Source organism: Pseudarthrobacter sp. efr-133-R2A-89, assembly GCF_030209315.1.
GTDB lineage: Bacteria > Actinomycetota > Actinomycetes > Actinomycetales > Micrococcaceae > Arthrobacter.
This window is the reverse complement of sequence record NZ_JARVSE010000007.1, coordinates 1-14,818: the sequence shown is the minus strand read 5'-3', so window position 1 is coordinate 14,818 and position 14,818 is coordinate 1. Positions and strand designations below refer to the sequence as shown.

The window sequence follows — 14,818 nt, the reverse complement described above, 5'->3', positions numbered from 1 at the left end:
CGGCAGGAACCGCTGCGGAAAGTGACAGCATGAACACCCAGACGCGTGAAACCACCAGCATGTCCGCTGCCCAGGACAAAGCCGCCACCCTGATCGAGGCGCTGCCCTGGATCCAGCGGTTCGCCGGTACCACCATGGTGATCAAGTACGGCGGCAACGCCATGGTCAACGACGAACTCCGCCGTGCCTTCGCCGAGGACATCGTCTTCCTGCACCACGTGGGCATCCACCCTGTGGTGGTCCACGGCGGCGGCCCCCAGATCAACTCCATGCTGGGGCGGCTGGGCATCGAATCCGAGTTCAAAGGCGGCCTGCGCGTCACCACCCCGGAAGCCATGGACGTGGTCCGCATGGTCCTCACCGGCCAGGTGGGGCGCGAACTGGTGGGCCTGATCAACTCCCACGGGCCCTACGCCGTCGGCATGTCCGGCGAAGACGGCGGGCTGCTGCGCGCCGTCCGCACCGGCACCGTGGTGGACGGCGAAGACATCGACCTCGGGCTCGTGGGCGAGGTGGTCGGCGTCGACCCCGCGGGCATCGTGGACATCCTGGCCGCCGGCCGCATCCCGGTGATCTCCACCGTCGCCCCGGAGATTGTCGACGGCGGGGAGAACGTGGCAGGTGCCGGGCGTTTCCAGCCCACCGGCCAGGTCCTGAACGTCAACGCGGACACCGCGGCCGCCGCCGTCGCCTCGGCGCTGGGCGCCTCCAAGCTGGTCATCCTGACCGACGTCGAAGGCCTGTACGCCAACTGGCCGGACAAGTCCTCGCTGATTTCATCGCTGACGGCCTCCGAGCTGCGGGAGATGCTGCCGCGCCTCGAATCGGGCATGATCCCCAAGATGGCCGCGTGCCTGAAGGCCATCGACGAAGGCGTGGAGCGCGCGCACATCGTGGACGGGCGCCTGCCCCACTCCATGCTTCTTGAAACATTTACGACGGCGGGCATCGGCACGCAGGTGGTCCCCGACGAGGAGAACAACGCATGAGTAAGCACACCGCAGAGGTTGAGCTTGTCGAAACCCCGGTGGCCGCACTGGTGGAAACCAAGGGCCACGCGGGCACCGAGTGGCTCTCCCGCTACTCCACCTCGCTGATGAACGTGTTCGGCACCCCCCAGCGCGTCCTGGTCCGCGGCGCCGGCTGCCTGGTGTGGGACGCCGACGGCAAGGAATACCTGGACCTGCTCGGCGGCATCGCCGTCAACGCCCTCGGCCACGCCCACCCCTTCGTGACGTCAGTCATCGCCAGCCAGTTGGCAACCCTGGGCCACGTCTCGAACTTCTTCACCAGCCCCACGCAGGTGGCCTTGGCGGAGAAACTTTTGGAGCTCACCCACGCCCCTGCCGGATCCAAGGTGTTCTTCAGCAACTCCGGCACGGAAGCGAACGAGGCAGCCTTCAAGCTTGCCCGCCGCAACACCGGCGCCGGCGACACCAAGCGGAGCAAAATCATCGCCCTCGAAGGGGCGTTCCACGGCCGGACCATGGGTGCCCTGGCGTTGACCGCCAAGGAAGCCTACCGGGCGCCGTTCGAACCGCTGCCCGGTGGCGTGGTGCACATCCCGTTCGGCGACATCGCCGCGCTGGAGGCTGCAGTGGATGACACCGTTGCCGCCGTGTTCCTGGAGCCCATCCAGGGCGAGGCCGGTGTCCGGCCGCTGCCCCCAGGCTACCTGCAGGCTGCGCGCGAGGCCACCACCAAGGCCGGAGCACTCCTGATCCTCGACGAGGTCCAGACCGGCATCGGGCGGACCGGCAAGTGGCTGGCCAGCGAAGACGCCGGGATCGTCCCCGACGCCGTCACCCTGGCCAAGGGCCTCGGCGGCGGCTTCCCCATCGGTGCCCTCATCACCTTTGGCGGCCAGACGTCGTCGTTGCTGTCCGCCGGCCAGCACGGCACGACGTTCGGCGGCAACCCGGTGGCCACGGCGGCCGCCCTGGCCACCCTCCATGCCCTGGAAAGCCAGGATGTCCTGGCCAACGCCACCGCGGTGGGGGCGCACCTGCGCTCCGGGCTCGCCCTCATTCCCGGCGTCACGGAAGTCCGCGGCGAAGGACTGCTGATCGGCTTCGACCTCGACGCCGACGTCGCCCCCGCCGTCGTGCAGGCCGCCCTCGACGCGGGCTTCATCATTAACAGCCCCGGCCCGCACACCATCCGCCTGGCACCGCCGCTGATCCTCACCACAGCCCAGGCGGACACCTTCCTCGCCGCTTTTCCGGCAATCCTCCAGACAGCTAAGGACGCCCAGTGACCACCGCAACCCGGCACTTCCTCAAGGACACCGACCTCAGCCCCGCCGAGCAGGCAGAGGTCCTGGAACTCGCAGCCCGGATGAAGGCCGCCCCATACAGTGTCCAGCCGTTCGCCGCCGAGGGCAGCGGCCGCAAGACCGTTGCCGTCATCTTCGACAAGACCTCCACCCGGACCCGGGTTTCCTTCGCCACGGGCATCGCGGACATGGGCGGCAATGCCCTGATCATCAATCCGGGTGAGGCGCAGATCGGGCACAAGGAGTCCGTGGAGGACACCGCCAAGGTCCTCGAACGCATGGTCTCCACCATCGTGTGGCGCACCGGGGCGCACTCCGGGCTGGTGGCCATGGCCGAGAATTCCAAAGTCCCGGTCATCAACGCCCTGTGCGACGACTACCACCCGTGCCAGCTCCTGGCCGACCTCCTCGCCGTCAAGGAACACAAGGGCGAGCTGAAGGGGCTCACCATGAGCTACCTCGGCGACGCCGCCAACAACATGGCCAACTCCTACCTGCTGGCCGGCGTCACGGCCGGGATGCACGTCCGCATTGCCGGTCCGGAAGGCTACCTGCCGGCAGCGGACATCGTGGCGGCCGCGAAGGAACGGGCGGCAGAGACCGGCGGATCCGTGCTGATCACCACCGATGCGAAGGAAGCCCTGCAAGGGGCGGACGTGGTGGCCACCGATACCTGGGTTTCCATGGGCCATGAAGCCGAGAAGGACGCCCGGATGCAGTTGTTCCGGGAGTACTCCGTGGACTCCGGCGCCATGGCACTCGCCGCGGAAGACGCCGTCGTGCTCCACTGCCTGCCTGCCTACCGCGGTTACGAAATCTCCGCCGACGTCATCGACGGACCCCAGTCGATCGTCTGGGACGAGGCGGAAAACCGCCTGCACGCCCAGAAAGCCCTGATGGCCTGGCTGATGCACCGGTCCGGCCTGGCCGTCGTTGACGGCCTTTCCCCCGCTGAAGGTACCGGGGAGAGCACGTTCCAGTGACCGCCCAGCCGTCCTCCCCGGGCAGCAGCCCGGCCACCAAGACCGCCAGGCAGGCACGCATCACCGCCATCCTCACCGGGCAGTCCGTTCGTTCGCAGGCTGAGCTTGCGGCGCTGCTGGCGGATGACGGCGTGCAGGTCACCCAAGCAACACTGTCCCGGGACCTGGTGGAACTGGGTGCCGTCCGGGTCCGCGGCAAGGAAGGTGTCCTGGTGTACGCGGTGCCCGGCGAAGGCGGTGAACGGGCCGCGAAGAGCGGCGTCACGCAGGAAATCCTGGACGCGCGGCTGGCCCGGCTGTGCAGCGAACTGCTGGTCACGGCGGAAGCCTCCGCCAACATCGCCGTCCTGCGGACCCCGCCCGGTGCCGCGAACTTCCTGGCCCTGGCCATCGACCATTCGGTGATGCCATCCATCCTTGGCACCATCGCAGGGGACGACACCGTCCTGCTGGTGTCCCGCGATCCGCTGGGCGGCCCGGACCTCGCGGCGCGCTTCCTGCAACTGGCCGAGGAAGCCGGGCAATAAGCTTGAAGACAAAACATCAACCAACCCCAACAAGGAGCATTTAAAGTGACTGAACGCATTGTGCTGGCCTACTCCGGCGGCCTGGACACGTCAGTAGCCATCGGCTGGATCGGTGAAGCCACCGGTGCCGAGGTCATCGCCGTGGCCGTCGACGTCGGACAGGGCGGGGAATCGCTGGAAACCATCCGCCAGCGTGCCCTCGGTTGCGGCGCCGTCGAGGCCTACGTCGCCGACGCCTCGGACGAGTTCGCCAACGAATACTGCGTGCCGACGCTGAAGGCCAACGCCCTCTACCAGGGCCACTACCCGCTGGTGTCCGCCATTTCCCGCCCGGTCATCGTCAAGCACCTTGTGAAGGCCGCCCGCGAATTCGGTGCCACCACCGTGGCCCACGGCTGCACCGGCAAGGGCAACGACCAGGTCCGCTTCGAAGTGGGCATCCAGACCCTCGGCCCGGACCTGAAGTGCATCGCCCCGGTCCGCGACCTCGCCCTGACCCGCGACAAGGCCATCGCCTTCGCCGAGGAAAAGGGACTGCCCATCGAGACCACCAAGAAGAACCCGTACTCGATCGACCAGAACGTCTGGGGCCGCGCCGTGGAAACCGGCTACCTCGAGGATATCTGGAACGCCCCCACCAAGGACATCTACGACTACACCGCCACCCCGGAGTTCCCGCCGGCCCCGGATGAAGTCACCATCTCCTTCGAAGCAGGCGTGCCCGTCGCTATCGACGGCGTCAAGGTCACCCCGCTGCAGGCCATCAAGGAACTGAACCGCCGCGCCGGTGCCCAGGGCGTGGGCCGCATCGACGTCGTCGAGGACCGCCTGGTGGGCATCAAGTCCCGCGAAATCTACGAGGCCCCGGGTGCCATGGCGCTGATCACCGCGCACAAGCACCTGGAGGACATCACCATCGAGCGCGAGCAGGCCCGCTTCAAGGCCACCGTTGGCCAGCGCTGGGCCGAACTTGTCTACGACGGCCAGTGGTTCTCCCCGCTCAAGCGCTCCCTGGACGCCTTCATCGAGGACACCCAGAAGTACGTCTCCGGCGACATCCGCATGACCCTCCACGGTGGCCAGGCCATCGTCAACGGCCGCCGCTCCGACACCTCGCTGTACGACTTCTCGCTGGCCACCTACGACACCGGTGACACGTTCGACCAGTCCCAGGCCAAGGGCTTCATCGAGCTGTGGGGCATGTCCGCCAAGGTTGCCTCCGGCCGCGACATCCGCGTCGCAGGAAAGTAGCCCGGATGGCTGAGCAGAATTCCAAGCAGGGCCCACGAGCGCAGGGGTCCCCGGCCGAGCGCAGCGAGGTTGGGGTGCGCTCGGGGACGAACACCGGCGCGCTGTGGGGCGGCCGGTTCGCCGGCGGCCCCGCGGACGCCCTCGCGGCGCTGAGCAAGTCCACGCACTTCGACTGGCGCCTGGCGCGCTATGACATTGCCGGCTCGAAGGCGCACGCCCGTGTGCTGCACAAGGCAGGCCTGCTGGATGACGCCGAGCTGGAAGGCATGCTGGACGCCCTGGACAGGCTGGATGCGGATGTCGCCTCCGGCGCGTACGTGGCCGCCGAGTCCGACGAGGACGTGCACGGTTCGCTGGAACGCGGCCTGATTGAGCGGGCCGGCACACAGCTGGGCGGCAAGCTCCGCGCCGGCCGGTCGCGTAACGACCAGGTGGCCACTTTGGGCCGGATGTTCCTGCGCGACCATGCAAGGATCATCGCCCGGGGCGTCCTGGCCACGGTGGATGCCCTGGTGGAGCAAGCCAAGGCGCACCACGGTGTTGCCATGCCGGGCCGCACCCACCTGCAGCACGCCCAGCCGGTCCTGCTCAGCCACCACCTGCTGGCCCACGCCTGGGCACTGCTGCGCGACGTGCAGCGGCTCCAGGACTGGGACAAGCGGGCCGGGGTCTCTCCCTACGGCTCCGGTGCGCTGGCCGGCTCCTCGCTGGGGCTGGACCCCGAAGCGGTGGCGGCGGACCTCGGGTTCTACTCCGCCACGCACAACTCCATCGACGGCACCGCGTCCCGCGATGTCTTCGCCGAGTTCGCCTGGGTTTGCTCGATGATCGGCGTGGACCTGTCCCGGATCTCCGAGGAAGTCATCTTCTGGGCCACCAAGGAGTTCTCCTTCGTTACGCTGCATGATTCGTACTCCACGGGGTCCTCGATCATGCCGCAGAAGAAGAACCCGGACGTGGCAGAGCTTGCCCGCGGCAAGGCAGGACGCCTGATCGGCAACCTGACCGGGCTGCTGGCTACGCTCAAGGGCCTGCCGCTCGCGTACAACCGCGACCTGCAGGAGGACAAGGAACCGGTATTCGACGCCGCCGACACCCTGGAGCTGCTGCTCCCGGCCGTCTCCGGCATGATCGCCACCCTCACGTTCAACACTGAACGGATGGAATCCTTGGCGCCCCAGGGCTTTGCGCTGGCCACGGACATCGCCGAATGGCTGGTCCGCCAGGGCGTGCCGTTCCGGGAGGCACACGAGCTCTCCGGTGCCGCGGTCAAGCAGGCCGAGTCCCGCGGCGTTGAGCTGTGGGACCTGACGGATGAGGAGTACGCCGCCATATCGGAGCACCTCACCCCGGAGGTCCGCACGGTGCTCTCCACTGAGGGATCGCTGAACAGCCGCAACTCCCAGGGCGGTACGGCACCGGCCGCCGTCGAACGCCAGCTTGTCGCCCTGGAAGGCGAACTCGCGGACGTGCGCGCGTACGCCGGCTGAAACGCCCGCTCACTTCCTGCAGGTTTTGGGGGAACGCCGACTCACTTCCTGCAGGTTTTGGGGGAACGCCCGCTCACTTTCTTTACCGAAGTGAGCGGGCATTGGCGTTTTAAGTGCAGGAAGTGAGCGGGCGTTGGGGGTGTGGGGGTGGTGGTTGGGCTTGCCGCAACCCGCATGTGGCTAGGCTGGGTCCATGAGCGAAACGTTCCGGAAGTTCCTTCGCACGCTGCCTGATTTCCCGGCCGACCTGCCCGCATTCGATCCCGGCAGTGCCCCACAGGATCCGGCGCTGCTCTTCAAACAATGGCTGGACGAGGCCTTGGATGCGGGGGAGCAGCAGCCGCACGCGTTCAGCCTCGCCACGGTGGATGCCGCGTCCGGCGGTGGCCCGCAGCCGTCTTCCCGGATGCTGATCCTGAAGAACATTGACGACGACGGCTGGCACTTCGCCACGTCCCGCACCTCCCGCAAGGGCAGGGAACTCACGGCGGAGCCGAGGGCCGCGATGAACTTTTACTGGCCACGCCTCGGCCGGCAGGTCCGGCTCGCCGGGACGGTGACCGGGCTCTCCGTCGAGGCCTCCAGCCTCGACTGGCACGAACGGCCCCGCGCAGACGGCACCGACAACCCGAATTGGCAGCTCTACGCACTCCAGCCTCGCGAGATTGAGTTCTGGCAGGCAGCCGCCGACGGCCGGCACGTCCGGCACCGCGTTGGCCCGGACGGAACGCCGCTGGAATAGCCGCCGGCGCGCCGGGCGCTCCGCTAGGCTGGCCGCATGACTTCACCTTCCCCTGCGGCGCTCCAGGCCGAACTGCACAAGGCGGCCGACGCGCTTGCCGCCGCCCTGGACCGCCTTCCCGACGGCGGCGAAAAGGCGCCGTCAACGCTTCCCGGCTGGAGCCGCGGCCACCTGCTGGCCCACCTCGCCGGCATCTGCGACGCCCTCGCCCGTCAGGTGGAGCACGGCCGCCGCGGCGAAAAGGTGGCGCTCTACGACGGTGGCGTGGAGGGACGCAACCGTGCCATCGATCTGGCGGCGGGGCACAGCCTCGGCCAGCATCGCGCCGACGTCACCGCCGCCCTCAACCGGGCGCTGGCCGCCTTTGATGCTCTGACCGGTCCTGAGTGGCAGACGCCCATCACCTTCCGCGACGGAGTCATCTACGACGCCGGGCTGGCGCTGTGGCGCGAACTAGTCATCCACACCTCGGACCTGGACGCCGGCACGGGCCCCGAAACCTGGAACGGGGCTTTCTGCTCGCACCTCTTCGACTTCCTGGCCGCCCGGGTTCCCACGGGAACCCGGCTGGTCCTGCAGCCCGTGGCCCTGCCGCCGCTGGGCCTCGGCGCCGGCGGCAGCACCGTCGTCGTCAGCGGCATGGTCACTGACATCGCCGCGTGGCTCGCAGGCAGGCAGCCTTCGCTGGACAGCCTGCGGGCCACCGCCGCCGGCGACGGCACGGACCTCCCGGAGCTGCTGCCCTGGCCATCGGCGATGCCGGACCCGAAATAGCCCTACGCGGCCTCGCGGGCCAGCAGGCTCTCCTTGATACGCAGGCCCCAGCGGAACCCGCCCAAAGAGCCGTCAGTCCGGATCACCCGGTGGCATGGGACAAAGAGGGCCGCCGCGTTGAAGGCGCACGCACTGGCCGCCGCCCGCACTGCCTTGGGGTTCCCTGCCAGGGCCGCGTACTCGCTGTACGTCACCGGGAAACCCGGTTTGACCTCCCGCAGCACATCCCAGGCGTGCGCGCGGAACGGCCCGGACCGCTGCAGGACCGGGACGGCCATGGCGGGCGCCGGGTCGCCGTCGTAGAAGGCCTCGACGGCGGACGAGATTCCCGCCAGGCCGGCCACCTCCTCCACGTCCTCGGGACGCAGCGCGGGGTGGACCTGCCCGATCAATTCCGGCAGGCCGGCCGTCCAGCCCGAGGCCAGGACCATGCCGTCCCTGGCGAGGATGGTAAACGGACCGTCCGGGGTGGACAGTTGCAGCAGTTGGGCTTTCATGGCATCCCTTTCGAGGGGGTGGAGGATGGAATGGCGGGCCGTGCCGCGGCGCGCCACAAGTGCATAGTGGCGTAGGAACGCCATGGGCTGGTTTCCCTGAAGTCCGGTGTGAGGGTGTGGCCTCCGGTGTCGAGGGCGCGGATGCCGTTCCGGACGGCGGCGTCGTTGGCGAGGAAGATGTCCGGGGCGCCCAGGACGCGCATTGCCACGTATCCCACCGTCCATGGTCCCACCCCCGGCAGGGGAAGCAGGGCCGCGGTGAGGCTTGGCACATCGTCGCCGTACCCGAACTCGAGCCGCCCGCCGGCCATTGCATCCGCAGCGTTCAGCAGCGATTCGATCCTTCGCCGGGGACCGCGCAGCAAATGCTCCGCTGCGGCGATCTGCGCCGGCGTCGGAAACAGCCGTTCCAGGCCGCCGCCGGGGGCGCTGGCGGGGCTGCCGGCGGCGGCGAGTTGCGTGAGTGCGGTCCGGGCGGCCGCCACCGTGATCTGCTGCCCCACCATGGCCCGCACCAACAGTTCCTGCGGGTCCAGCGCACCGGGCAGCCGCATCCCGGGGGCAGCGGAAACGGAGTCCGCCAGCCGGGGGTCCGCAGCAAGGGTGCCGTCGATCGCTTCCGGGTCCGCGTCCAGGTCGAACAGCCGCCTCACGCGGCTCAGGAGCGCCGGCAGGTCGCGCAGGTCCACCGCGCCGACGGTGAGGGTCAGCGGCCGCCCCCGCGCGGCGTCGTCGTACTCCACCCGGAACCGGGCGTCGCCGTGCGGGAGGCGAAGGGTCCGGGCGTAGGAGGTGGGCGTGCCCTCCTCGATTCCCGGAATGGCACGCACGGCCAGGAAGGAGAAAATACCGGTATCAAAGGGCGCCCGGTAGGGCAGGCTCAGCGTCAAGGCGGTGGCGCCCCCGGCGGCTGCCGGATGCCGGGTGGTCCGCCGCAGTGCCGTGGGGGTCAGGTCGAAGACTTCGGCAATGGTGTCGTTGAACTGCCGGATGCTGCTGAAACCGGCAGCGAAGGCCACATCCGCAAACTTCATGGACGTGGACACCAATAGGGTGCGCGCCGTCTGTGCCCTCGCCGCCCGGGCCAACGACAAAGGACCGGCACCCAGTTCCTGGCCGAGGATGCGGTTGAGTTGCCGGGCGGAGTAGCCCAGCCGGGCAGCAAGACCAGCCACGCCGTCCCGGTTGATGACGCCGTCGTTGATCAGGCGCATCGCCCGGCCGGCAACGTCCTGGCGCACATTCCAGGCGGGTGTCCCCGGGACAGCCTCCGGCAGGCAGCGCTTGCAGGCCCGGTACCCTGCCTCGTGCGCGGCCGCGGACGTCTCGTAGAACGTCACATTCGAGGCCTTTGGCGTCCGGGCCGGGCACGAGGGCCGGCAATAGATCCCCGTGGTGCGGACGGCTGTGAAGAACTGACCATCGAACCGGGGGTCGCGGGCATCGATTGCCCGGTAGCGCTGCCAGAAGTCCATCCCTCCATCCTGCCAGCCCCACACCACTCCTACTAGCGGAAATCGGACATGGCCGTGGTTGGTGCCGGATGCCCGTTGCTTCCCGTGGGAATCGCGGACTTCTGGGTACAGTCGAGCAATGGATGAGAGCCCTTCAACCACCGGGCCGCTCCGGGATTTCCTGTCCGGGGACGCCCGGGAACTCGCGCCGTTGCTGCTCGGCGCCGTGCTGACCCACGAGTCCCGGGACGGCACCGTGTCCGTGCGGCTGACCGAGGTGGAGGCCTACCTTGGGCCGGAGGACTCCCTGCATCCCGATCCCGGCTCGCACACCTACCGCGGCCCGACGCCCCGCAACGCGCCCATGTTCGGCCCCGCCGGCCGCCTCTACGTCTACTTCACCTACGGCATGCATCACTGCACCAACATTGTGTGCGGACCCGAGGGCGTGGCTTCCGCCCTGCTGCTGCGGGCCGGGGAAATCGTCGGCGGGCTGGACCTGGCGCAACGCCGGCGTCCGACGTCGAAAACCCCCGCCGACCTCGCCAGCGGCCCGGCCCGCCTGGCCAAGGCGCTGGGCATGACGACGGCGGACAGCGGCCGGGATGCGCTGGCACCGCCGTTCGGGCTGGAGCTTCCCTCCGGTCCGGCCCGTCCTGTCAGCTCCGGTCCGCGGGTGGGTGTGGCCGGGGCCGGGGGATCGGACCGCTACGCCTGGCGGTTTTGGCTCACCGGCGACCCCACGGTTTCCAAATACAAGGCAGCCAAACCGCGGACCCGGAGGCCGGCAGCCGGTGGGCCGCCCGGGGCCGGCACGTTTCGCCTGCGTTAATCGAAATGGTTGTAGAATGGACGGTCTGTCTTTCGCGATAGGGGAACGTTGATGCTCGACGCCGAATTGGCCCACGAACGGGACTATGTTGCCGGCCTGTATGCCCGGCTGGAGGAGCTCCGTGAGGAAAAGCGCCGCCAACTGGCGCAGGTCCGCCGTGCCGGAGCCGTGGGCACCATGCAAAACGTTTCCGAACGTGATGCGTTCGCCGCACTGTATGAGGACCGCCTGGCCCAGCTGGACGCCGTGGATGACCGGCTCGTGTTCGGCCGGCTGGACCTGGATTCCGGCGAGGCCCAGTACATCGGGCGCATCGGGCTGACCACCGAGGACCTGCAGCGGTTGATGGTGGACTGGCGGGCACCCGAGGCAGGCCACTTCTACCAGGCCACCGCTTTCGACCGGCAGGGTGTGCGCCGCCGCCGGCACCTGATCCTGCAGGGCCGCGACGTCAAAGCCATCGAGGACGACGTCCTGGATGCCGGCATGCTGACGGACGCCGAATCGCTCCAGGGTGAAGGGGCGCTGCTCGCTGCCCTGAATTCCAAGCGGACCGGCCGGATGTCGGACATCGTCAGCACCATCCAGTCGGAGCAGGACCGCATCATCCGGTCCTCGATCTCCGGAGCCGTGGTGGTCCAGGGCGGCCCCGGCACGGGCAAGACCGCCGTGGCGCTGCACCGCGCCGCTTACCTGCTCTACACCCACCGTGACCGGCTCAAAAGCGCTGGCGTCCTGCTGGTGGGGCCGTCGTCGTCGTTCATGAAATACATCGAACGGGTGCTGCCCTCACTCGGCGAGACCGGGGTTGTCATGGCCAGCGTTGGCCGCCTGATGCCGGGCATCCACGCCGTACCGGAAACCAACGCTGACGTGGCGGCCATCAAGGGGCGCCTGGACATGGCTGCCATCGTGGCCAACGCCGTGTCCAACCGGATGCGCGTCCCCGCCCGGAACCGGATCCTCGAGGTGGACGGCCGCAAGCTGACCTTGACGCCGCGGCAGGTCCGCCGTGCCCGGGAACGTGCACGCGCCACCGGGAAGCCGTACAACGAGGCACGCGTGACGTTCGTCAAGATCCTGCTGCGGGAGCTGACCGAGCAGATGACCGAACTCGTTGAGGCCGGGAGCATCGGGAACAACGCGGACCGCTCGTACCTGGCCGAGGATGTGCGAACTGCCCGTGACGTGCGGATCGCGCTGAACCTGTGCTGGATGCCCATGACACCGGAGAAGCTGATCTCGGACCTCTTCAGCAAGCCTGAAATCCTGGAATTCTGCACCCCCAACATGACGCCGGAGGAGCGTGCGTTGCTGCTGCGGCCGGCCGACGCTCCGTGGACTGAGCCGGACGTGCCGCTGCTGGATGAGGCCGCCGAGCTGCTGGGCGAGCTGGACGCGGCTGCCGGGCGGGGGCTGGCCCAGCAGGAGCACGACCGGGCCCGGGACCTTGCCAACGCAAAGCAGACCCTGGTCAACATGCAGGCCGCCGGCGTGGACCCGCTGATGTCCGCTGAGGAGCTTGCTGAACAGAACCAGGAACAGGGCGCCCGGCAGACCGCCGCCGAGCGTGCCACGAGTGACCGGACCTGGGCATTCGGGCACATCGTGGTGGACGAGGCGCAGGAACTCTCGCCCATGCAGTGGCGGCTGTTGGTCCGGCGCTGCCCGCTGAAGTCCTTCACCATCGTGGGGGACATCGCCCAGACCAGTTCCGTGGCCGGTGCCAACTCCTGGCAGGGCGCACTCGCCCCGATGTTCGGTGACCGGTGGCAGCTCGAAGAGCTGACGGTCAATTACCGTACGCCGTCCCAGATCGCCGAGGCCGCGGTCAGGATGGCCAACGCCGCCGGCCTGGTGGTGTCCGCACCCAAGGCCGTGCGTGAAGGACGCTGGTCACCCATCATCGATGAGGTTGCTGCCGGCGGTGTGGTGGACCGGCTCCTCGAGGTCCTCCCGGAGGAGTTGGGAGCGCTCGACGGCGGCTTGCTCGCCGTCATCGCCGACGGTGACCTCCTGCCCCAGGCGACTTCCGCCCTGCGTGCGGCTTACGGCCGGCGGATCGGTACGGGCGCGGGAAGCTACGAACAGGACATCGTGGTGATCAGCCCTCGCGAAGCGAAGGGACTGGAGTTCGACGGTGTGGTGGTGCTGGAACCTTCCGTCATGCTCAACCACGAGCACGGCAAGGTGGGGGATCTCTACGTCGCCATGACCCGCGCCACGCAGCGGCTTCGTTTGATTGCCGCAGAACCGGTACCGGCCGGAATAGCCGGCTGACCGGGGTCCCGGCGTTACTGCTAACTTAGGAAGCGTGCCAGAACTGAACAACCTCGAACCGCAGCGCAACGACCCCACTTTCGCCAACATTTGGCAGGAACTGAAGTGGCGTGGGCTGGTCCATGTCTCCACCGACGAAGCTGAGCTGGAGAAGCTCCTCGCCAATGGGCCGGTCACTTACTATTGCGGCTTCGACCCCACCGCACCGAGCCTGCACCTGGGCAACCTGGTCCAGCTGCTGGTCATGCGTCGGCTCCAGCTGGCAGGGCACAAACCGCTGGGGCTGGTTGGCGGCTCCACCGGCATGATCGGCGATCCCCGTCCGACGGCGGAGCGCACCTTGAACACCAAGGACACTGTTGCGGAGTGGGTCGGCTACCTCCAGGCCCAAGTCAGCCGCTTCCTCAGCTTCGATGGGGACAACGCTGCAAGGATCGTGAACAACCTGGACTGGACGGCGCCGTTGAGCGCCATCGACTTCCTGCGTGAAGTGGGCAAGCACTTCCGGGTGGGCACCATGCTGCGCAAGGACGCTGTGGCCTCCCGGCTGAACTCCGATGAAGGCATCAGCTACACCGAATTCAGCTACCAGATCCTGCAGGGCATGGACTACCTCCAGCTCTACCGCGACTACGGCTGCGTACTGCAGACCGGCGGCTCCGACCAGTGGGGCAACCTCACCAGCGGTACGGAGCTGATCCGCAAGGTGGAGGGCAAGAGCGTACACGCCCTCGGTACTCCCTTGATCACCAATTCCGATGGAACCAAGTTCGGCAAGAGCGAGGGCAACGCCATTTGGCTCGATGCCGGCATGTGCAGCCCGTATGCGTTCTACCAGTTCTGGCTCAACACGTCCGATGCCGACGTCGTGGACCGGCTCAAGGTTTTCACCTTCCTGACGCGGGCCGAGATCGAAGAGATCGCAGTTTCGGTGGCGGAGCGTCCCTTTGCCAGGGAAGGCCAGCGGAAGTTGGCTTTCGAGGTCACCTCGCTGGTGCATGGCGTCGACGCCACCGAGAAGGTCATTGCCGCCTCGGCGGCGCTCTTTGGCAACGGCGACCTGGCCGCGCTGGACAAGGCAACCCTGCAGGCGGCAACCTCCGAACTTCCCACCACCACGGTGCAGGTGGACGGGATGGGAATCGTCGACCTCCTGGTGGCGTCCGGACTTTCCGAAAGCAAGTCGGCTGCCAGGAGAACCGTGGGGGAGGGCGGCGCTTACGTCAACAACGAGAAAGTCTCGGATCCTGAGGCCGTGATTTCCGAGACTGAACTCCTGCATGGCCAGTACCTGCTCCTGCGCAGGGGCAAGAAGAACCTGGCCACGGTTGAGGTGCTGGTTCCCTAGCACCTTCGGATGCTCCATGCACGCCTCCCGGCGGCCGATTTGCGCGGCTGCCGGGGGGCGTGTATTGTTTTTTGAGTCGCCGCCGCTGAGTGGTGATAAACCCCCAACTGATGAGAAGCAATTCTTACCGTGCACCGCGTGGAACTGGAGAAATTGCTTCTTATTCTGCTGGGCGGATTCATTCCACCGAGTGAATTCCGGGAAAATAACCGGATTTGCGAAAGTGAATATGAATGAAATAAGATGGAAACATCGCAGCGAAGAAATACGGAATAGAAATTCTTTTGAATTGATTCCGGGAATATTCGAATGTGTCTGTTGTTTGAGAACTCAATAGTGTGCCAAGTTTGTTGATACCAATTGTT

14 protein-coding genes are annotated in these 14,818 nt (G+C 67.6%); 11 read left to right on the top strand and 3 right to left on the bottom strand.

Annotated features, from left to right (window positions below; translation table 11 throughout):
- Positions 1 to 29 precede the first annotated feature (29 nt).
- The 8 genes from argB (at position 30) to QRM95_RS13245 (ending at position 8,042) form a co-directional block, all read left to right on the top strand.
- The gene (argB, locus tag QRM95_RS13280) at positions 30 to 989 is read left to right on the top strand and encodes an acetylglutamate kinase (protein WP_285248048.1); all 960 of its coding nucleotides are present in this window, start codon (positions 30 to 32) and stop codon (positions 987 to 989) included.
- The gene (locus tag QRM95_RS13275; protein WP_285248047.1) at positions 986 to 2,257 is read left to right on the top strand and encodes an acetylornithine transaminase; all 1,272 of its coding nucleotides are present in this window, start codon (positions 986 to 988) and stop codon (positions 2,255 to 2,257) included. The genes argB and QRM95_RS13275 overlap by 4 nt, the downstream gene beginning before the upstream one ends.
- On the top strand, positions 2,254 to 3,258 hold the full coding sequence (argF, locus tag QRM95_RS13270; RefSeq protein WP_285248046.1) for an ornithine carbamoyltransferase: 1,005 nt from the start codon (positions 2,254 to 2,256) through the stop codon (positions 3,256 to 3,258). The genes QRM95_RS13275 and argF overlap by 4 nt, the downstream gene beginning before the upstream one ends.
- On the top strand, positions 3,255 to 3,785 hold the full coding sequence (locus QRM95_RS13265; protein WP_018763591.1) for an arginine repressor: 531 nt from the start codon (positions 3,255 to 3,257) through the stop codon (positions 3,783 to 3,785). Before argF ends, QRM95_RS13265 begins: the two co-directional genes overlap by 4 nt.
- 45 nt (positions 3,786 to 3,830) lie before the next feature.
- Positions 3,831 to 5,036 carry an argininosuccinate synthase gene (locus tag QRM95_RS13260; protein WP_018763590.1) on the top strand — a complete coding sequence of 402 codons (1,206 nt, stop codon included), beginning with the start codon at positions 3,831 to 3,833 and terminating at the stop codon, positions 5,034 to 5,036.
- 5 nt (positions 5,037 to 5,041) lie between these two features.
- Positions 5,042 to 6,526 (top strand): argininosuccinate lyase, encoded by a 1,485-nt coding sequence (gene argH / locus QRM95_RS13255; RefSeq protein ID WP_285248045.1) that lies wholly within the window; start codon positions 5,042 to 5,044, stop codon positions 6,524 to 6,526.
- Between the two features lie 193 nt (positions 6,527 to 6,719).
- Positions 6,720 to 7,268, top strand: a complete 549-nt coding sequence (locus QRM95_RS13250; protein WP_285248044.1) for a pyridoxine/pyridoxamine 5'-phosphate oxidase — start codon at positions 6,720 to 6,722, stop codon at positions 7,266 to 7,268.
- Positions 7,269 to 7,304: 36 nt separating this feature from the next.
- Complete coding sequence (locus tag QRM95_RS13245) at positions 7,305 to 8,042, top strand: maleylpyruvate isomerase family mycothiol-dependent enzyme (protein ID WP_285248043.1); 738 nt, start codon at positions 7,305 to 7,307, stop codon at positions 8,040 to 8,042.
- Positions 8,043 to 8,044: 2 nt separating this feature from the next.
- On the opposite strand, the gene QRM95_RS13240 is transcribed toward QRM95_RS13245, so the two are convergent.
- Both QRM95_RS13240 and QRM95_RS13235 read right to left on the bottom strand, forming a co-directional pair.
- Positions 8,045 to 8,539, bottom strand: coding sequence for a methylated-DNA--[protein]-cysteine S-methyltransferase (locus tag QRM95_RS13240; RefSeq protein WP_285248042.1), 495 nt, complete (start codon positions 8,537 to 8,539; stop codon positions 8,045 to 8,047).
- A complete protein-coding gene (locus QRM95_RS13235) occupies positions 8,536 to 10,014 on the bottom strand; it encodes an AlkA N-terminal domain-containing protein (RefSeq protein WP_285248041.1) in 1,479 nt (492 codons plus the stop codon). Before QRM95_RS13235 ends, QRM95_RS13240 begins: the two co-directional genes overlap by 4 nt.
- A gap of 118 nt (positions 10,015 to 10,132) precedes the next feature.
- Between QRM95_RS13235 and QRM95_RS13230 the strand changes: the two genes are divergently transcribed.
- Genes QRM95_RS13230 through tyrS form a run of 3 tightly spaced genes read left to right on the top strand, consistent with a single transcriptional unit; the run spans position 10,133 to position 14,453 of the window.
- Complete coding sequence (locus QRM95_RS13230) at positions 10,133 to 10,825, top strand: DNA-3-methyladenine glycosylase (protein ID WP_285248040.1); 693 nt, start codon at positions 10,133 to 10,135, stop codon at positions 10,823 to 10,825.
- A gap of 51 nt (positions 10,826 to 10,876) precedes the next feature.
- Complete coding sequence (locus QRM95_RS13225; protein WP_285248039.1) at positions 10,877 to 13,105, top strand: HelD family protein; 2,229 nt, start codon at positions 10,877 to 10,879, stop codon at positions 13,103 to 13,105.
- A gap of 34 nt (positions 13,106 to 13,139) precedes the next feature.
- Positions 13,140 to 14,453 (top strand): tyrosine--tRNA ligase, encoded by a 1,314-nt coding sequence (gene tyrS, locus QRM95_RS13220; RefSeq protein ID WP_285248038.1) that lies wholly within the window; start codon positions 13,140 to 13,142, stop codon positions 14,451 to 14,453.
- Positions 14,454 to 14,631: 178 nt separating this feature from the next.
- Here tyrS and QRM95_RS13215 read toward each other — a convergent pair.
- Positions 14,632 to 14,818 (bottom strand): hypothetical protein (locus tag QRM95_RS13215; protein WP_285248037.1); only part of this gene is annotated, 187 nt, incomplete at its 5' end.